The organism is Candidatus Baltobacteraceae bacterium (genome assembly GCA_035502855.1).
GTDB lineage: Bacteria > Vulcanimicrobiota > Vulcanimicrobiia > Vulcanimicrobiales > Vulcanimicrobiaceae > Aquilonibacter.
In genome coordinates, this window is sequence record DATJTX010000023.1 from 84,051 (window position 1) to 103,143 (window position 19,093).

The 19,093-nt window shown below is 64.1% G+C and carries 14 protein-coding genes; 6 read left to right on the forward strand and 8 right to left on the reverse strand.

Annotated features, from left to right (window positions below; all coding sequences use genetic code 11):
• Positions 1-12: 12 nt before the first annotated feature.
• The gene (locus VMF11_08735) at positions 13-3,252 is read left to right on the forward strand and encodes a S41 family peptidase (GenBank protein HTU70397.1); all 3,240 of its coding nucleotides are present in this window, start codon (positions 13-15) and stop codon (positions 3,250-3,252) included.
• A 342-nt stretch (positions 3,253-3,594) separates the two neighbouring features.
• Here the strand turns inward: VMF11_08735 and VMF11_08740 are convergent, their stop codons facing one another.
• Positions 3,595-5,529 (reverse strand): S9 family peptidase, encoded by a 1,935-nt coding sequence (locus tag VMF11_08740; GenBank protein HTU70398.1) that lies wholly within the window; start codon positions 5,527-5,529, stop codon positions 3,595-3,597.
• A 325-nt stretch (positions 5,530-5,854) separates the two neighbouring features.
• Between VMF11_08740 and aceA the strand changes: the two genes are divergently transcribed.
• Together aceA and VMF11_08750 are read left to right on the forward strand one after the other, a co-directional pair.
• Complete coding sequence (aceA, locus tag VMF11_08745) at positions 5,855-7,165, forward strand: isocitrate lyase (protein ID HTU70399.1); 1,311 nt, start codon at positions 5,855-5,857, stop codon at positions 7,163-7,165.
• Between the two features lies 1 nt (position 7,166).
• Complete coding sequence (locus VMF11_08750) at positions 7,167-8,636, forward strand: hypothetical protein (protein ID HTU70400.1); 1,470 nt, start codon at positions 7,167-7,169, stop codon at positions 8,634-8,636.
• Between the two features lie 5 nt (positions 8,637-8,641).
• On the opposite strand, the gene VMF11_08755 is transcribed toward VMF11_08750, so the two are convergent.
• Both VMF11_08755 and VMF11_08760 read right to left on the reverse strand, forming a co-directional pair.
• Positions 8,642-9,067, reverse strand: coding sequence for a DUF6582 domain-containing protein (locus VMF11_08755; GenBank protein HTU70401.1), 426 nt, complete (start codon positions 9,065-9,067; stop codon positions 8,642-8,644).
• A 40-nt stretch (positions 9,068-9,107) separates the two neighbouring features.
• On the reverse strand, positions 9,108-9,812 hold the full coding sequence (locus VMF11_08760) for a class I SAM-dependent methyltransferase (GenBank protein ID HTU70402.1): 705 nt from the start codon (positions 9,810-9,812) through the stop codon (positions 9,108-9,110).
• Positions 9,813-9,905: 93 nt separating this feature from the next.
• Here VMF11_08760 and VMF11_08765 point away from each other — a divergent pair, with 93 nt between their 5' ends.
• Genes VMF11_08765 through VMF11_08775 form a run of 3 tightly spaced genes read left to right on the forward strand, consistent with a single transcriptional unit; the run spans position 9,906 to position 13,220 of the window.
• Positions 9,906-10,955: a histidine kinase gene (locus tag VMF11_08765; GenBank protein HTU70403.1), complete on the forward strand. Its 1,050-nt coding sequence runs from the start codon at positions 9,906-9,908 to the stop codon at positions 10,953-10,955.
• Positions 10,952-11,704: a LytTR family DNA-binding domain-containing protein gene (locus tag VMF11_08770; protein ID HTU70404.1), complete on the forward strand. Its 753-nt coding sequence runs from the start codon at positions 10,952-10,954 to the stop codon at positions 11,702-11,704. Before VMF11_08765 ends, VMF11_08770 begins: the two co-directional genes overlap by 4 nt.
• Positions 11,705-11,717: 13 nt before the next feature.
• Positions 11,718-13,220 carry a glycosyltransferase family 39 protein gene (locus tag VMF11_08775; GenBank protein ID HTU70405.1) on the forward strand — a complete coding sequence of 501 codons (1,503 nt, stop codon included), beginning with the start codon at positions 11,718-11,720 and terminating at the stop codon, positions 13,218-13,220.
• Positions 13,221-13,311: 91 nt separating this feature from the next.
• Here the strand turns inward: VMF11_08775 and VMF11_08780 are convergent, their stop codons facing one another.
• Genes VMF11_08780 through VMF11_08800 form a run of 5 tightly spaced genes read right to left on the reverse strand, consistent with a single transcriptional unit; the run spans position 13,312 to position 19,073 of the window.
• A complete protein-coding gene (locus VMF11_08780) occupies positions 13,312-14,244 on the reverse strand; it encodes an alpha/beta hydrolase (GenBank protein HTU70406.1) in 933 nt (310 codons plus the stop codon).
• The gene (locus tag VMF11_08785; GenBank protein HTU70407.1) at positions 14,216-14,779 is read right to left on the reverse strand and encodes a DNA-3-methyladenine glycosylase I; all 564 of its coding nucleotides are present in this window, start codon (positions 14,777-14,779) and stop codon (positions 14,216-14,218) included. Before VMF11_08785 ends, VMF11_08780 begins: the two co-directional genes overlap by 29 nt.
• Before the next feature lie 10 nt (positions 14,780-14,789).
• A complete protein-coding gene (locus VMF11_08790) occupies positions 14,790-16,277 on the reverse strand; it encodes an amino acid permease (GenBank protein HTU70408.1) in 1,488 nt (495 codons plus the stop codon).
• Complete coding sequence (locus VMF11_08795) at positions 16,277-17,575, reverse strand: aspartate aminotransferase family protein (protein ID HTU70409.1); 1,299 nt, start codon at positions 17,573-17,575, stop codon at positions 16,277-16,279. Before VMF11_08795 ends, VMF11_08790 begins: the two co-directional genes overlap by 1 nt.
• Entirely contained in the window at positions 17,550-19,073 is a 1,524-nt protein-coding gene (locus VMF11_08800) for an NCS1 family nucleobase:cation symporter-1 (GenBank protein HTU70410.1), read from the reverse strand. The genes VMF11_08795 and VMF11_08800 overlap by 26 nt, the downstream gene beginning before the upstream one ends.
• Between the last annotated feature and the right edge of the window lie 20 nt (positions 19,074-19,093).

Here is a 19,093-nt window from a genome sequence, read left to right on the forward strand (position 1 = left end):
TCACCGCAGACCATGAGCCAAGGCTATTACCGGTACCCGACGATTGCGGGCGATCGCATCATCTTCGTGTGTGAGGATGATTTGTGGAGCGTTGGGTCCGGCGGGGGCAGCGCGACGCGGCTTACCGCCAGTTTCGGCACCTGCTCCACGCCACGGCTCTCGCCCGATGCGACGATGGTCGCGTTCATTTCGACCGACGACGGCAATCCGGAAGTGTACGTGATGCCGGCGGGCGGCGGCAAACCGCGGCGGCTGACCTTCTTGGGTTCGACCAGCGCGTACTGCATCGGTTGGAGCGGCGACGGCCGAGAGATTCACTTTGTCGCCAACGCGCGCGCGTGGTACGAAGGTGAGACGCGCCCGTTCGCGGTCGCGGCCGGCGGCGGCGAACCGCGCGAACTGCACGTCGGACACGCGCGTTCGTTTTCCTATGGACCCGGCGGCGCGCTCGCGCTCGGTCGCAACGCCATCGACCCCGCGCGCTGGAAGCGGTACCGCGGCGGCACCGCCGGCGAAGTCTGGATCGACGCCGGCGCGCGCGGTGATTTCGAAAAGATGAAATTGCCCGACGGCAACCCGGCCTGGCCGATGTGGATCGGCGAGCGCATCTACTTCCTCTCCGATCACGAGGGGATCGGCAACATCTATTCGTGCGCCATCGACGGCAGCGACGTGACGCGCCACTCGAACGAAGCCGAGTATTACGCCCGCTTTCCGTCGACCGACGGAACGCGCATCGTCTATTCGAGCGGCGGAGCGATCAGTTTGATCGACCTCGCGACCGATACGGCGGTCCAACTCGAAATCGACGCGCCCTCGGCCGAACCGCAAACCACGCGCCGCTTCGAGGGCGCTTCGCACGGTCTCGAGCATTTCGCGCCGCATCCCGACGGCACGCGCCTGGCGTTCGTCGCACGCGGACAGGCGTTCACGATGCCGCTCTTCGAGGGCGCGGTGATTTCGCACGGCGGCACCAGCCGCGTGCGGACGCGCTTGACCGAATGGCTCGCGGACCGCAAGCGCTTTGCCTGCGTTACCGATCCGAACGGCTTCGAACAGATCGCGGTACAGCGCGCCGACGTTTCGGACGAGCCCAAGATGGTTACCTCGGGCGACATCGGGCGGGTGACCGATCTGGCCGTCTCGCCCGCGAGCGACGTGCTTGCCTTCGCCAATCATCGTCACGAACTGTGCGTGATCGATTTGGACGACGGCAAGATCCGTCTGCTCGACCAGAGCCCCGCCCAACGCATCACCGACCTCGCCTTCTCACCCGACGGCCGCTACATCGCCTACGTGTGGTCGCCGACGCGCGGCGCCTCGATCATTCGGGTGGCAAAGGTGCGCTCGGGTAAGGTTCACGACGTAACCTCGCCGCTGCGGATCGATCATTCGCCGGCGTGGGACCCGCAGGGCAACTATCTCTACTTCATTTCGACGCGCGACTTTCACCCGGTTTACGACGCGCTGCAGTTCGACCTGAGCTTTCCGCAGGCACAGCGCCCCTTCGTCGTGACGCTGCGCAACGATGTTCCCTCGCCCTTCATTCCCCAACCGCGCCCGGTTCATCGCGATCACGACCACGATCACGATCACCCCGACGGGAAGCACGCGAACGAAAAACACGACGAGGTGCGGATCGAGGTCGACTTCGACGATATCGCTGGCCGCGTACTCGGTTTCCCGGTCGACGAAGGCGACTACGAACAGATCGTCGCGGTGAAGGGACGCGTGCTTTACACGCGCTTTCCGGTCAAGGGGATCAAGAACGCGGAGAACGACGAGGACGAAGAGGAGACCGGCTCGGGCACACTGCTCGCGTACGACTTCGAAAACCTGCGCCAGGCGACGGTCGCGACCGACGTCGGCGAGATGCGGCTCGGCAACGACGGGCGCACGCTGATCTACCGCTCGCACGACCGCTTGCGCGCCATCGACGCGACCGCGGATCTGGGCGAGGAAGAACCGGAGAAACCTGCGCCCGAGCCGGGACGCAAGAGCGGCTGGATCGATCTGAACCGCGCAAGCGTCGAGATCGAGCCGCGCGACGAATGGGCGCAAATGTATCGGGAAGCCTGGCGTCTGCAAACCGAACATTTCTGGGTCGAGGACATGAGCGACATCGACTGGGATCGCGTCTACGACCGCTACAAGAGCGTGCTGCCGCGCGTGCGAACGCGTACCGAGCTCTCGGACGTGATCTGGGAGATGCAAGGTGAGCTGGGCACCTCGCACGCCTACGAGTTCGGCGGCGATCATCGCGTACCGCCGCAATATCAGCGCGGTTTCCTCGGCGCGGATCTCGCCTGGGACGAAGAGCGTGGCGGATACCGGATCGTGCGGATCTATCGCGGCGACTCGTGGAACCGCGGCGAAGATTCACCGCTGGCCGAACCCGGCCTCGACATCCACGAAGGCGACGTCCTGGTCGCGCTCGGCGGCAAACGCCTTTCGCGCGATGTTGCTCCGGATCGTCTCCTGGTCAACAGCGCCAGCAAGGATCTCTCGGTCACGCTGCGCACGCGGCGCGATGAAGAGCGAACCGTGTTGGTCAAAGCGCTGGCGAGTGAATCGCTTCTGCGCTACCGCGCGTGGGTCGAAGCCAACCGCGGTTACGTGCACGAGAAAACGAACGGACGCGTCGGTTACGTGCACATTCCCGACATGGGACCATGGGGGTTTGCCGAGTTCCATCGCGGGTACTTGAACGAGTTCGATCGCAAGGGGCTGGTCGTCGACGTGCGTTACAACCGCGGCGGCCACGTCTCCCCGCTGCTGCTCGAGAAGCTCGCGCGCAAGCGCGTCGGCTACGACGTTCCGCGTTACGGTACGCCGATTCCGTATCCACCGGAGTCGGTCGCCGGGCCGATGATTGCGATCACGAATCAATTTGCCGGCTCGGACGGCGACATCTTCAGTCACTGCTTCAAGCTCTACAAGCTCGGCCCGCTGGTCGGCAAACGCACCTGGGGCGGCGTGATCGGCATCAATCCGTATCACCATCTGGTCGACGGCACGGTGACGACGCAGCCGGAGTACTCGTTCTGGTTCTCCGACGTCGGCTGGAAGGTCGAGAACTACGGCACCGATCCGGATTACGACGTCGACTACGCGCCTCAAGACTACCGCGACGGCCGCGATCCGCAGATGGATTTCGCCCTGCGCATGATGGACCGCGCGCTCGAATACACGACCGAACTGCGCCCGGATCTTTCGACTCGCCCGTCGTTGCCGTTACCAACGCTGGTATAGACGGTTCGGCCGCCTCGTGCGGCTATGTTGTCATCCCGAGCCCTTCGACTCCGCGGAGTCGAGGGAAGCGCGATCCGTGTGTTGCTAAGCGAAGGCTCGAAGTTTTGCGCCATTCGCAGGATGCGACCCTTCGAGGCTCGCCTTCGGCTCGCACCTCAGGGTGACGGAGCAACGGTCATCAGGGTGACGGAGCAACGGTCATCAGGGTGACGGAGCAACGGTCATCCTGAGGTGCACGAGCGCGCAGCGGCGAGTGCCTCGAAGGACGCGAGGAGCGTCTTCGCGGGCAACACACGGGTGAAGCTTCCCTCGACTACGCTTCGCTCCGCTCGGGATGACACTTTAGCGCAAGTATTTGTCGAACCAGCCGACCATGCGTTCGAGGATGTCGATTTGGTTTTTTGGCTGGCGCGGACCGTGCCCCTCGCCCGCATAGACGACGAGTTGTGACGGCACGCCCAACGCTTGCATCGCGTGATAGAACTCGAACGCCTGCGGCGCCGGAACCTCTTCGTCGCGCTCGCCTTGCAGAATCAAGACCGGCGTGTGCGAATTCTTGATGAACGTGATCGGAGAACTCTTGGCGTACACGGCCGGATCATCGTAGACTGATGCACCGAAGAACGGGATCATCCACTGATCGATCTTGTTCTGGCCGTAGTATGACTGCCAGTTGACGATGCCGGCGCCGGCGACGATTGCCTTGAAGCGCCGCGTCTGCGTTTCGGCCCACATCGCCATATAGCCGCCGTAGCTCCAACCGAAGAGGCCGAGCCGGTGCGGATCGACCGGCGCCGACGCGATCGCTTGGTCGACGCCGGCCAGATCGTCACGCCAGTCGCCGTAGCCGAAATCCTTGACGTTGGCGCGGGTGAACGCCTCGCCTTGCCCGTAGCTGCCGCGCGGGTTGGGTTCGAGCACGAAGTAGCCGCGCGCGGTTGCCGCGGCGACATAGCGATAATCATACATCGGCGTCCATTCCGACGACGGGCCGCCGTGAATGTAGGTCAGCATCGGGTACTTCTTGTGCGGATCGAATCCGAGCGGATAGATCAGCCAGCCCTGCACCGTGAAGGGCGCGCTCTTCCACCTCAGCGAGACCACTTTACCGTAGAGTTTGGGCACGTTTGCGTTCGCGTGCGTGACCGGCTGCAGATTTCCCGGCGTCCCGGCCCATACTTCGGGCGGCAGCGTAAACGAGGTTCGCACCAGCGCGACCTGCGGCGCACGCGCCGCGAGGGAGAGATTGCGCAGGGTCTCCTCGCCGCCGAGCACGGTCGTGGTGACCCCGGTGCGCGGGTCGAGGTAGAGGATGTGCAGCGCGCCGAGGACGTGCGCGACCAGCACGATGCGCGAACTGCGCGTCCAATGGAGATCCGCCACGTTGAAACGCGCCTGCGGCGTTGCGTCGCGGTACACACCGGTTTGCGCATCGACCACGTACACGTCGCCGCCCACCGGCCCGAAGTCGCTCATCAATCCGCCGACGATCGCGACGTGCGTGCCGTCGGGCGACCATTGCGGATCGTTTATCTGAAACCTCGGCGCCAGCAGATCGTGGAACGTGCCGCCGCTGGCGGGAATGGTCGCGAGCTTCGCGATCCACCAGTTGTTGTCACCGTTGCCGCGCGCGTAGGTACACGCGAAACGCGACGAATCCGGCGACCAGGCGTACTCGTAGACGTAGTCCGGCGCGGGGCTCACCAGTGTGAGCGCGCCGGTCGAGACATCGACCGTCGCAATCTGCTGTTCGTCGTTCACCGTGCCGATCACGCCGACGTCACGCGCGCCGGGGGCGAGCGCGCCGGCGAGCCGGTGCGGGTGCGCGATGTACAGAAAGGCGAGGCGCTTGCCGTCGGGCGACCAGGTCAGGCGTTGCGGCAAGCCTCCCAGCGCCGCGAGGAGACGAAGGTGCGATCCGTTCGCGTCGGCGACGTAGAGCGAGGGTCTTCCCTTCGTGCGCGCATCCGCGAGAAACGCGACGTGCAAGCCGTCGGGCGACCAAGCCGGGTAGGTCGCATTGGTTCCGCTGCGGCCGGCGCTCAGGCGCACCGTGCGACCCGTGCTAAGGTCGTCGATCCAGACCGAGTCGAGGTGGTGCAGGCTCTGTTGCCAAGCGACATGCGATCCGTCGGGCGAGATCGTGACGTTGCTGAAATCGCGCAAGCCGTCGGTGATGCGCAACACGTCGCGCATCGATGGAGCGGCTTGCGCGATCTGCGCGCACGAGAGAATCAGCGCGGCAAGGATTGCAGCGAATCGAATGCAGGCAGACATGGCAGCGGTCTTTCGAGTATCGCGGGTCTTCTCATTGTGGATCAGCGGCGCGCGCGATCCGGTTAAGTGTTCGAAAAACGGAAGAAGATCGGCCGCCGCGCAACCGATCTATACCAAACGAGGAGACCAAGGGAATCCGGGATACACGCGTTCTTGATGCACGCGTGAACGGCTGTTGCCTCCGAAAGCCGATCCGTAAACCGATTGACAGTGCTTGGTTAACCGAGTATAAGGGTAAGATGGCAGTCCAATGATCGCCTACGAGCGATCCAATTGACCCGGTCCAATGAGCAATCTGAGCGATCCAATCACAAAGGAGCCTGAGTTGAACAGCAACGGCCGCGCCACCGCCCTGACCGATTCGTGGAAGAGCGATGCCCGCTGGAGCGCAATCGAGCGCCGCTATTCCGCCGAGGACGTCGTGAAGCTGCAAGGCAGCGTGATCGTCGAGCAAACGCTCGCGCGCTTGGGCGCCGAGCGGCTCTGGTCGCTGCTGCACGAGCCGCAGGCCACCGCGACGCTCGGCGTGATGACCGGCGGTCAAGCCGTGCAGGCCGCCAAGGCCGGACTCGAGGCGATCTACTGCAGCGGTTGGCAAGTCGCCGCCGACGCAAACACGTCGGGCAACATCTATCCGGATCAAAGTCTCTATCCGGTCAACAGCGTTCCACAACTCGTCAAGCGCATCAACGCCGCCTTGCAGCGTCTCGATCAAATCGAAACGGTCGAAGGACGCGGCGGCCCGCGGAACTATCTGCCGATCGTCGCCGACGCCGAAGCCGGCTTCGGCGGTCCGCTGAACGTCTTCGAATTGACCAAGGCGATGATCGAAGCCGGCGCCGCCGGCGTGCACCTGGAAGATCAACTCAGCTCCGAGAAAAAGTGCGGTCACCTCGGCGGCAAGGTGCTGATCCCCACGCAACAGGCCGTGCGCCATCTGATCGCCGCGCGGCTTGCCGCCGACGTGCTCGACGTGCCGACGATCATCGTCGCCCGCACCGACGCCAACGCCGCCACGCTGATCACCAGCGACATCGATCCGATCGATCGTCAATTCATCACCGGCGAACGTACCGCCGAAGGCTTTTTCCGCACGCGCGAAGGCGTGGAGGTCTGCATCGCCCGCGGACTTGCGTACGCGCCCTACGCCGATCTGATCTGGATGGAGACCTCAGAACCGAGCATCGAAGAAGCGCGCAGATTCGCCCACGCAATTCACGCGAAGTTCCCCGGCAAGCTGCTCGCCTACAACTGCTCGCCCTCGTTCAACTGGAAGAAGAAGCTCGACGACGCCTCGATTGCGGCATTCCGCGACGAGCTCAACGCGCTCGGCTATAAGTTCCAGTTCATCACGCTCGCGGGCTTCCACGCGCTCAACTTCAGCTTCTTCGAGCTGGCCCGCGATTTCAAGAAGCGCGGGATGAGCGCGTACGCCGAATTCCAACAGGCGGAATTCGCCGCCGAGAAGTTCGGCTACACGGCCACCCGCCACCAGCGCGAAGTCGGAACGGGGTACTTCGACGAAGTGACGCAGACGATCAGTGAGGGTCGATCCTCGACGACCGCGCTCGAAGGCTCGACCGAGGCCGAGCAGTTCTACGGTAACGGGCACGTCGAACAAGTCCTGCGTGCCTAGTATGAACGAAGCCCCGGCAGGGTTCGCGCTCGAGCAAGACCTGCCGCCGGGATTCGCGGAGTTCTTTCTCCCGCTCCACCAGCGCTTTACGCCGGCGCAGCAGCGGCTGACCGCGGTGCGCGCCGAACGCCTTGCGCGCGCGCACCAAGGCGAGCGGCCGGGATATCGCGCGCCCTCGCAGGCCACGACGACGCCGTGGCGGATCGAGCTGCCCGCGTGGTGCCAAGATCAGCGTAACCAAATGACCGGTCCCGCCGACGATGCGGAACTGGTCGTGAAGATGCTCAACTCCGGCGCGCCCGGCGTGATGCTCGATCTCGAAGATTCGATGGCCAACACCTGGGAGCACCTGATGCTCGGCCATGCGAATCTCATCGCCGCGCTCTACGGCGAGCTCACGTACGACGATCGCAAACGCGGCGCGACGATCGGCATCGCTCCGAGCACGACGGTCGTCTGGAATCGCGTGCGCGGTCTGCATATGTCGCAGGCCGGGATCGTGCCGGGCGAAGTGACCAGCGCCTCGCTCTTCGACGCCGCGCTGCTCACGTACCGCCTCGAGTACGACCGCCTCAAACATCCGCTGTGCATCTACATTCCAAAGTCCGAATCGGCCGAGGAAGCGCTCTGGTGGAACGACCTCTTCGACGCGATCGTGGCGGCGAAGCGGTGGAAGCCGGGGTCGATCAAGGCGATGGCGCTGATCGAAGCCTTTCCGGTCGCCTACGAGATGGAAGAGTTCCTCTTCAATTTACGCGAGTACATCCTCGGGTTGAATCTCGGGCGCTGGGACTACATGGCGAGCCTGATCCATTTCAATCTGGAAGATCCAAACTGGGTCTTGCCCGATCGCAACACGATCCCCATCGACGTCCCGTTCTTCCAGAATTTGCGCAACCTGATGCCCGAGATCACGCACAAGCACGGCGCGCTCGCGATCGGCGGCATGACCGCGCTCTTTCCGGATCGCGAAAACCCGGAGCTCAACGCGCGCGCGCTCGATGTGCTCGAGCGGGACAAAAAAAACGAGGCGAGCTGCCTCATGGACGGCGCCTGGACCGGCCACCCCGATCAAAACACGATCGCGGTCGCGCAATTTCCCTTTCCGAATCAAGTGGAGAAGCGGCCGAAGCTGGCGACCCCGCACCCGGATCTGCGGCCCGCGCCGAAGGGCGTCGGGACGACGACGCTCGAGGGCACGCGCGCCGCGGTGCGCACCGTCATTCGCTATCGTCAAGGCGTGCTCGAGGGCCGCGGCGCGAGCCTACTCGACGGCTACATGGAAGATCTCGCGACCGACCGGATCTATCGCCTGATGATCGCGCAACGCATGCGCCACCCCGGGCCGTACACGCCGGCATCGCTCAGCGCGATCTTCGATGAAGAATTGGAACGGCTCGGGCCGGAGTACCGGCACGCGCGCGAACTCTCCGAGCAGATGATTCTGACCGGAGCGTTCGATCCGAAATAGACGGTTCAGCGCTTCTGGGCGGCCTTCTTTTTCCGCGTCGCGGCGGCTCGCTTTGCACCGCGCTTACGCGCGGGCGTCGATCCGGTGCCGGTCCCGCGTTTCTTCCGTGTCGCCGCGGCTTTCTTTGCCGAACGCTTGCGGTCGGCGGCGGTGCGGCCGGTCTTCGGTCGCGTGCCTAGGTCGCTCACCGACGATTCGTTCATATGGACGCCATAGTACTCGGCTGCCTTCTTGATGTTGGCGAAGGCCAGTTCGCGCTCGCTCGCTGATACGCCGGTCGTTTGATCGAAGCGCGCGATCGCATTGCGCACGTGCTTTTCGTCGGTCAGCGGCTCTTTGCGTTCCTTGGGGTAGGCGAAGACGCTGTCGGGTAGATCGCCCCGCTCGGTCAGCTCGCCGTGTTTCTCATGTGGCTTCCACGTAGCTCGCATCGAAAATACCTCGCTCGACGATACTAATTCCCAAATCTGCCTATTGCAATACCGCGTCGACGATGAGGAACCATGGCTGCGTACGCAAGCGCCGGCCCAAATCGGATTCACGATTCGGCGCGTCGGCGGTCGGCAGCGGTTCGATGAGACGTACGATCGAGAAACCCGCCGCGACCACGTCGCTCAGTATCCGTTCGAGCGGGCGGTGATAGAACTGCACCTCGATCGGGTCGGGACCGAAGCCGGTCCAGCGGTCACGAACGAGCCGCACCGCGTGATAGTCGGCTTCCGGGTCGATGGTGAGGTACGGGTGGTGCGTCGAAAAGACGAGCCGCCCGCGGGGGCGCAGGATGCGCGCGAACTCGGCGAGCGCGTTCGTCCACGATGCAAGATAGTGCAAGGTCATCGAGGAGAAGATCGTATCGAAACTGGCGTTCTCGAAGGGCAGCGGTTGGGCCAGATCGGCTTGGAGGACGCGGCCGCGGTCACCGAGCCGCTCGCGCGCCAGCGCGACCATCGCCGGGCTGGCGTCGACGGCGGTCACTTGCGCGCCGTTCCCGACCAGCCACGCGGCGTGCTCGCCGGCTGCGCAGCCGGCATCGAGCACGGCCAGCCCGCGCGGGTCACCGACCGCGCCACGCATCGCCGGCCGTTCGTACTCGGCGTTACAGACGTTCCCGGCGCTCACCGACGCGTAGACCCGGGCGAGCTTCGGATCGGTGTAGAGGTCGTTCTCGAGGGACATACCTCGCGGCCCTCCGGTCCGCTGGTCTATGAATTGGTCCCGCTCGTCACCGGACGGTTGACCCGCTCGGCCGCCGCGCGGTATGAGGGGACTATGACCTTTCGGCGTCCGGTGGCATGGTTCTGGCTTTTCGTCATTTTTACGGCGATCGGGATCTTCTTCTCGCTTCACGCGTATCTCAGCGATGGATCGGGTGCATCGCTTTCACAGCACTTCTATTACGAAATGACCGGCGCGTACGCCGCGATGGTGTGGGTGCCCGCGATTGCGTGGCTCACGCGCGCCGCTCCGTTTACGCGCGCGACGATCGCTCGCGCCCTGGCAGCCAACCTGGCCGGCGCCGCGATTTACACGCTGCTGCACAGCAGCGTCGAGTTGCTGCTCCGCTTTCCTCTCCAGGCCATGGTCGGCTTGCACCACTCCCTCGCCGTCATGGCGCGGACAACGTACATCTCCGAGGCGCCGAGCGATCTGGTCTACTATTGCTTCATCGCCGTACCGCTCTATCTCATCGGGCATGCGCTCGCGGCGCGCGACCTCGAGGCCAAGCTTGCGAAGGCGCAGCTCGAGAACTTGCGTCTGCAGCTGCAGCCGCACTTTCTCTTCAACACGCTCAACGCGATCTCGGCGGTGATGTACGAGGACGTGGTCAAAGCCGACCGGATGCTGGCGCAGCTGAGCGATTTCATGCGCTTGGTTCTCGCCTCCGGCGGCGTCGAGGAGATTCCGCTCGATGAGGAGCTGCGGATGGAACGGATGTACGTCGATATCATGAAGACCCGGCTGGAACGGAATCTGGCGCTGGAGGTCGCCGTGGCGGATGACGCGCGCGGCATGAGCGTTCCGTTCATGCTGCTGCAGCCGCTGCTCGAGAACAGCATACGCCACGGCATGGGCTCGGCGCGCGTTGCGCTTGCGCTCGGCATCGGCGTCGTCCGCCGCAACGGCTCGACGGTGATCGAGGTGAGCGATAACGGCATCGGCTTCGACCCCTTGGCGCCGCGCGGCATCGGCCTTACCAACGTCGCCGCGCGCTTGCAGCACCTGTACGGTACGGACGCGTCGCTCGCGATTCGCGCACGCGACGGCGGCGGCACGCTGGTTACGTTGAACCTGCCCGCACGCGAGACGAGCGGCGCATGAGCTTGACGGTCATGATCGCCGACGACGAGACGCCGGCGCGGCGCAAGCTGGCGCGCTTCCTCAGTGAACACGAGGACGTGCAACTGGTCGCCGAGGCCGCCAACGGTATCGACGCGGTCGATCTCATCGCGATGACCAAACCGCAACTCGTCTTCCTCGACATCCACATGCCGGATCTGGACGGCTTGGGCGTCGCCGAGACGCTGGTTCGCAGCGATGCGCCCCCGTCGATCGTCTTCGTGACGGCGTACGATCACTATGCGGTCAAGGCGTTCGAGGTCAGCGCTCTCGATTATCTGCTCAAACCCTACGATCGCGAGCGTTTCGAGCGAGCGTTGGCCAAAGCGCGGTCTTCGTTCGAGACCAAACCCGATAATGAGAAACTCGCCGATATGCTGGCGCACATCCGCAACGAGGAGCGCTACGTACGCCGGCTGCTGATACCCAACGACGGCCGCTCGTTCTTCGTCGCCACGCGTGAGATCGCGCGGCTCGAGGCCGACGGAAATAACGTCGCCGTGCACACGCCGCGCGGGGCGCATAGCTTGCGCGCGACGCTGGAGTCGCTCGAAGGCCGGCTCGATCCGGCGCACTTCGCGCGCGTGCATCGCGCCCACGTCGTCAACATCGACGAGATCGCGGAGATCCATCCCTGGTTCCACGGTGATTACAAGATTCTCATGCGCGACGGCACCGAGATCGCTTGGAGCCGCCGCTACGCATCGCAACGGCCCGACCTGCTCAAGTAAAGGAATTACCAACGTGACCAAACGCATCGCGTGGCTTGCGGCCGCGGTCGTTTTCTTCGTGCACGCGCTCGGCAACGCGCACTACGGATTCTTCCGCGACGAACTCTATTTCATCATCTGCGGCTTCCACCCGCAGTGGGGCTACGTCGATCAGCCACCGGTCGTGCCGTTGTTGGCGGCGTTCACGCAACTCGGTGGACACTCGCTCTTTTTGCTTCGCCTCGTGCCGGCGCTCTGCGCCGCGGCCGGCGTGTACGTGACGTGCCTGCTCGTGTTGGAATTCGGCGGCGGCGTCTTCGCGCAGGTGATGGCGTCGCTGGCGTTTCTCTTCGCGGGCGTCCTGTTGAGCTTCGGTGAAAAGGTCGGTCCCGACGAGATCGGATTGTGGGCCTGGCCGCTGATCGCGCTGCTGGTCGCGCGCATCGTCCGCGGCGGTGATCCACGGCTCTGGCTCGCTGCCGGATTCGTCGGCGGCGTCGCGATCGAGAGCAAGTACGCGGTGCTGTTCTTCCTCGCCGCGCTGTTCATCGGGCTGCTCTTCACGCCGCAGCGCCGCGTGCTCGCCGACCGGTGGTTCGTCGTCGGCGCGGCGCTGATGCTGCTGATCGCGCTGCCGAACTTTCTCTGGCAGGCGCATTACGACTTTCCGATGTGGCAGCTGCTGCGCAACGGTCAAAACGGTAAGAACGTGATCGTCGGGCCGCTGGTCTATCTGCTCCAGGAAATCCTGATCACGAATGTGTTTCTGTTTCCGGTGTGGGTGATCGGGCTCTACTGGCTTTTGCGCAACAGCGCGTATCGTTTCTTGGGCTACGCCTACGTGATCCTCATCGCGGAGATGATGCTCTTTCACGGCAAGCACTACTACCCGGCCGACGTCTATCCGATCCTGATCGCGGCGGGGGGCGTGCAGCTCGAGGCCTGGACGCGCACGGTATGGCCGGCGCGTGCCGCGATGCTCGTGTACACGCTCGTGCTCGGCCCGGTCTTCGTTCCGTTCTCGCTGCCGATTCTCTCGGAACCGTCGTTCGTTGCTTACCAATCGCGGATCGACGCGCTATTCCACACCTCGAACCGCGTGCTGGCGACCGAGTACAATCGCGAGACCTCGGTGCTGCCGGGCGATTGGGCAGATATGCACGGCTGGCCCGAGATGGCCGCGACCGTGAAGCGGGTCTACGATTCGCTTCCGCCGGGCGATCGCGCCGTCGCCGTCGTCTTCGCCGGCAACTACGGCGAAGCCGCGGCGGTGCAATTCTTCGCGCCGGGCATTCCGGTGATCAGTACGCACAACCAGTATTGGCTGTGGGGACCCGGCGCGTACGACGGCCGCGTGATGGTCCAAGTGAACGGAACGTGCTGGGCCAAGGAGCACTACTTCGCGTCGCGCACGATCGCGGCCGCGATCGATTCGCGATGGGCGATCGCCTACGAGAATCACATTCCGGTCAACATCTGCCGCGGTTTGAAGATCCCGGTCGCGCAGCTCTGGGCCGAGTCGAAGAATTATGAGTGACGGACCTTGTCATCCTGAGCGTAGGCGCGAAGCGCCGGAGTCGAACCTCGTCATCCTGAGCGTAGGCGCGAAGCGCCGGAGTCGAACCTCGTCATCCTGAGCGTAGGCGCGAAGCGCCGGAGTCGAAGGACGACAAAGCGAGTATCTCGATCAGTTTCGGGTAGACGAGATCGGTGCGGGCGAGCGGGTTATCGGGATCGATGATGTCGTGATTCTCGGGGAGATTCGTCAGCTCGAGGTAGTCGATGCCGTCGGCGCGCCGCGCTCTCCAGCGCGTCACCGTCTCCAAGGTTTCGGCGTTGTTCACCGCCGGGTCGGCCGCGTTCACGATGGTTGCGATGCGGGCCGCGACCGGCGGCATCGTGCGCGCCGCCGTATACACCGCGTTGCCGATGCGCAAGGTTTGCATCAACGCGTGGGTCGCAAAGCGCGGATATGCCGTGGCCGGCCGCTGCGCGGCTTTGATCCGCGGATCCCACCAGAGAAAAACATTCGGCAGATGCAGCAGGAGCGTCGTGAGCAGATCGGTTATCGTCCGCGAGAATTCCAGCAGTCCGAAGTCCGGCGCGACCGGCACGCTAGTCGTAACGTCGGCGCGATATTGCGCAAGATGCGCGCAGAGCAGACCGCCCATCGAGATGCCGAGCACTGCAACGCGCTCGCCGAGCCCGGCGGCAGCGTCGACGGCACCGTACGTGCTCTCCAGCAGCATTTCGGCGGTCAACCCGGCGATCGAATTGGTCATGCGATCCGCGTATCCGTGGAACGGCATGCGCGGTACGAACACGTTCGCGCCCAAGGCGTGGACCTGCGGAGCGAATTCGACGAACTGACCCGGGTGATTGGTGAGGCCGTGCAAGAGCACGACGCACCACGGCGTACGGCTTCCGCCTTCGAGCAACACCGTGCGCGCGGTCGGTGCAATCGATGCGTCATCCAACGCCATGATCGCGTGCGCGCGCGAGCGGCCCTCATCGTAGGACGCAGCGGGCGAACTAGCGGGAGGCAGGAGTATGCCGCGCACAGCCGATGACGTGATCGTCGACCAGACCGGTCGCCTGCATGAACGCGTACATGATCGTCGGCCCGACGAATCGGAAGCCGCGCGCGATCAGGTCCTTGCTGAGCGCACGCGATTCGTCGCTCTCGGCGGGAAGATCCTCGAGCCGTTTCACGCGGTGGTCGATCGGCTTTCCGCCGACGAAACGCCACACGTAGGCATCGAACGACCCGAACTCCTTCTGAATTTTCAGAAACGCCTTGGCGTTGCTCACCGTCGACGCGACCTTGGCGCGATTGCGCACGATACCGGGATCGGTAAGAACTTTCTCGATCCGCGCCGGCGTCATTCGGGCCACGCGCGCCGGGTCGAAATCGTAGAAGACCTCGCGATAGCGATCGCGTTTGCGCAGGATCGTCTCCCAGCTCAGACCCGCCTGCGCGCCTTCGAGGGTAAGGAATTCGAAGAACGTCCGGTCGTCATGCACCGGACGTCCCCACTCCGTGTCGTGATAGGCGATCGAGAGTTCCGTCGTCGCCCACGAACAGCGTTTGCTCATCGGACTGCGTTCAATTCACGCGAGGCTGCGCAGGTGCGAGGCCTTCGACCTCCTCGAGCGCGACCGTGCTCTTGTTGCGTCCGTACGAAAAATAAAAGATGAGCCCGATGACGAGCCAGGTCAAAAACGCGAGCCACACCAGCGGGAAGAACCCCCACACCAGCGGGTTGCCGACCTTCAGGAAATAGATCAAGACGAGCGCCGAGAGAGCCGAGAATACCGGAATGAGGTACGGCCCGAAGGGCAGCGTGAACGCGCCGGTCAGATTGGGATGACGCTTGCGCAGCACGGGCACGGCAACGGCCACCAGCACGAACGCCGTGAGCGTGCCCATGTTGGTGGCAGACCCCAGGATGCTGATCGGAAAGAACGCGCCTGCCGCCGCGATGAGCACGCCGAAAAAGATCTGCGAAAAGACCGGCGTCCGCCACACCGGATGCAGTTTCGTGAAGCTGGGCGGAATGAGCCCATCGCGTGACATCGCGTAAAAGATTCGCGTTTGGCCGTACATCATGACGAGCAGCACCGTCGTCAACCCGGCGATCGCACCGAACGAGATGATGACACCCGCCCATGCGAGGCCGACGGAATCGGCCGCGAATGCGACCGGGAAGGCGACGTTGAGCGTATAGAACGGCACCATACCGTCGAGAATCGCCGCGACGACGATGTACAGAACCGTGCAGATCACCAGGCTCATGATGATGCCGAACGGCAGATCCCGGGCCGGGTTGCGCGCTTCTTCGGCCGTCGTCGACACCGCGTCGAAGCCGATGTAGGCGAAGAACATGAACGCCGCACCGCCCAACGTGCCGGCCCAGCCGAACGGAAAGTAACCGCCAAGCCCGCTTTGCGGTCCCGGCGGCAGATGGTAGTTTGCCGGGTTGATGTGCTGCACGCCGATCACGATGAAGAACAGCACGACGAGAACCTTGATCGTCACGATCACCGCGTTGACGGTACCGGATTCCTTCGTGCCGCGAACCAGCAGCGCGGTGATCAGCAAGATGATCGCGGCGGCCGGCAGATTCGCGATCCCAGGCATAGCGTCCCAATGGCTGTGCTGCCACATCTGCGGGATGTTCAGGTTGAAGAGCGTGTGCAAAATGAACGTGAAATAGCCCGACCAGCCGACGCTGACGGTGGCCGCGCCGAGCGCGTACTCGAAAACCAACCCCCAGCCGACGATCCAGGCGAGAAACTCACCCATCGTCGCGTACGTGTACGTGTACGCGCTGCCGGAGATCGGGATCTTGCTCGACACCTCGGCATAACACAATGCGGCAAGTGCGCTCACGATGCCGGCGAGCACGAACGAGATCGTGAGCGAGGGGCCGGCGCGCGTCGCGGATGCCACGCCGGTCAAGACGAAGATTCCGGTGCCGATGATCGCGCCGATTCCCATTGCCGTCAGCGCCCACGGTCCAAGCGAGCGTTTCAGCCCGTGTTCGTGGTCGGAACCTTCCGCGAGAATTCGGGCGAGCGGCTTGACCCGCATCAGCCGAGGGTCTTCAGCGAGGATTCGAACGACTTCAAAAACTCCGCGACGTCGTCGCTGCTGAAGATCAGCGGCGGCTGGATGCGCAGCACGTTGCCGAACCGCCCGCCTTTGCCGATCAGCACGCCGCGCTCGCGCATCGCTTCGAGCATGCGATTCGTCGCGACCGCGTCGTAGGCTTTGCTCTTGGCGTCCTTGACCAGCTCGACGCCGATCATCAACCCGCGCCCGCGCACCTCCCCGATGATCGGGAAGCGCTTCTGAAGATCGCGCAGTCCCGCCAGCAGCGCGTCGCCCTGACGCTTGGCGTTGGCGACGAGATGTTTCTTCTCGATCATCTCGAGCGTCACGCTCGCGGCGCGCGTCGAGAGCGGATTGCCGCCGAACGTGTTGATGTGCGGCCCTTTGAACGCATCCGCCAACTCCGGGCGCGTGATCGTGATGCCGATCGGCAACCCGCTGGCCAGGCCCTTCGCCGACGTGATGATGTCCGGCACGACGCCGTAACTCGACACCATGCCGAAGATCCCGTCACCCAAACGCCCCCATCCGGCCTGTACTTCGTCGGCGATCAGCAGCGTGCCGAACGGTTCGAGCGTCTCTTTGAGCACTTTGTAATATTCGGGCGGCGGCGTGACGATGCCCGCGACCCCTTCGATCGTTTCGGTGATCATCGCCGCCGGTGCACCGTTCGTCGCCGTTTCGATCACGCGCTTCGCCGAGCGGGCGCAGGCGATCTCGCACGAAGGATAGGTTAGGTTGAGCGGACAGCGATAGCAGTACGGATTCGGTACGAACGCAACGTGCGGCATTTGGGGACCGTAGTTGCGCCAATTCGAGAGCCCGGTCAGCGCGACCGTAAAGACGGTACGTCCGTGATAGGCGTGTTCGAGCGCGAGAAAGTCCGCCGAGTTCTTCGCCGTTCGGGCGACCAGTGCCGCGGTTTCGTTCGCTTCCGAACCGGAGTTGCTCACGAACGATTTGGTCATGCCCGGCGGCGCGATCGCGGCGATCTTCTCGGCGAAATCGAGTTGCTGCTCGGTGAGATAGAGCGTCGAGGCGTGAATCAACTTCTTCGCCTGATCGGCAACGGCTTGCGCCACTTCGGTATCGCCGTAGCCGAGCGTATTGGTCGCAATCCCGGCAAAGGCGTCGAGATATTCGCGCCCGCGGTCGTCGCGCAGATGCGTTCCCTCGCCGTCCACCAGCGTGAGCGGTTCCTCGTAATACGTCTGCTGGGCGGCGAAGAGATGCGCCTTGGCGCGCTCCGCGTTAGACTTTTTGGTAGCCGTATCCATGCTGTTCCACCTCGTGCGAGCTCTCGCCGTCAGTTATCGCATCGTATTCCGCTTCGGAAAGCACGGAAGCCTCCGTGCGCATCAACAGCCAGTACGCGACGAGGCCGCCGAGCAAGCTGAAGATCCAGCCGCCGCTCCACAGAAAGTGCAGCGGCGGCACGAAAAATCCGAGCAGCGCCAGCCCCCAGCCGACGAGAACCGCGACCAGAGCGCGCGGGTTGATGCCGCCGGCATACGAGTAGCGGCCGCCGGGCGTGTAGAGTTGCGCCAGATCGAGCCGCGCTTTGCGAACCAACCAATAATCGGCGATCGCAATTCCATCGAACGAGCCGAGCATCGCGCCGTAGGTCCCCAGCCACGTGAAAATATACGTGGCGAAGGTCGAGAGCACGTACCACGGCTGCATCGCCAGGCTCAGGATGCCGGTCAGCACCGCGCCGGTCGCAAAGCCGATGCGCTGCGGCCAGAGATTCTGGAACGCGCGCGCGGGCGCCATCACGTTCGCGCCGACGTTGATCGTCACCGACGAGAGGATGACCAAGATGCCGGCGACGATCACCACCGGCGTCGGGAAGGTCACGATCAATTCGACCGGGTTCCACAGTGCTTTCCCGAAGAGCAGCACGGTCGTCGACGTTACCGCGATGCCCACGAAGGAAAATGCCGCCATCGTGATCGGCATCGAGAGCGCCTGCCCGAGCATCTGACCGCGCTGCGTGCGCGCGTACCGCGTGTAGTCGGGGATGTTGAGCGCAAGCGTCGCCCAAAACGCGATTACACCGACGACCGAGGGATAGAACGCGGCCCAAAATGCGGCACCGTGGATCGTGGCCGGCGCGGCGAGCATCGGCCCGAAGCCTCCTTCGCGCCGAAGCGCCCAGACCAGCAGCGCGATCGCGCCGAGCGCCAGCGCCGGTGCGGAGAGCTGCGCAAGACGCCCGATCGCTTGCGGCCCACGCATCGCGATCAGCACATTGATCGCCCAGAAGATCGCGAACGCGAGCGCCAGATGCGCGCCGATGCCGCTCCACGGCGGCACGATACGGGAGAGAATCGCGTCGAGCGCCTCGCCGCCGAACCACGAGTTGATGCCGAACCAGCCGGCGGCGATCACCGCGCGGGCAAGCGCGGGCAGATGTGCGCCGCGCGTTCCGAACCAGAGCCGCGCAAACACCGGGTAGGGAATGCCGAACTTCGTACCGGCGTGCGAGACGAGCAAAATCGCGCTCATGACGATCGTCGAGCCGGTCAAGATCGTGAGCACCGACTCCCACCAATTCATGCCGAGCGCGATCATCCCGCTGGCCAGCGAGTACGTCGGCAAACACAGACACATGCCGATCCACAGCGACGCGAACTTCGTTCCCGGCCACGAGTGTTCGGCCAGCGTACACGGACGCAGATCCTCGTTCCACATCGTGTGGTTACGTTCGAGCTGCGCCTGCGCCGCAGGCGTGAGCACCACGACGTCGCCGTCGCGTTCTTGCGTGAACGGCACTAGCGGCCCCTAACGCAGGG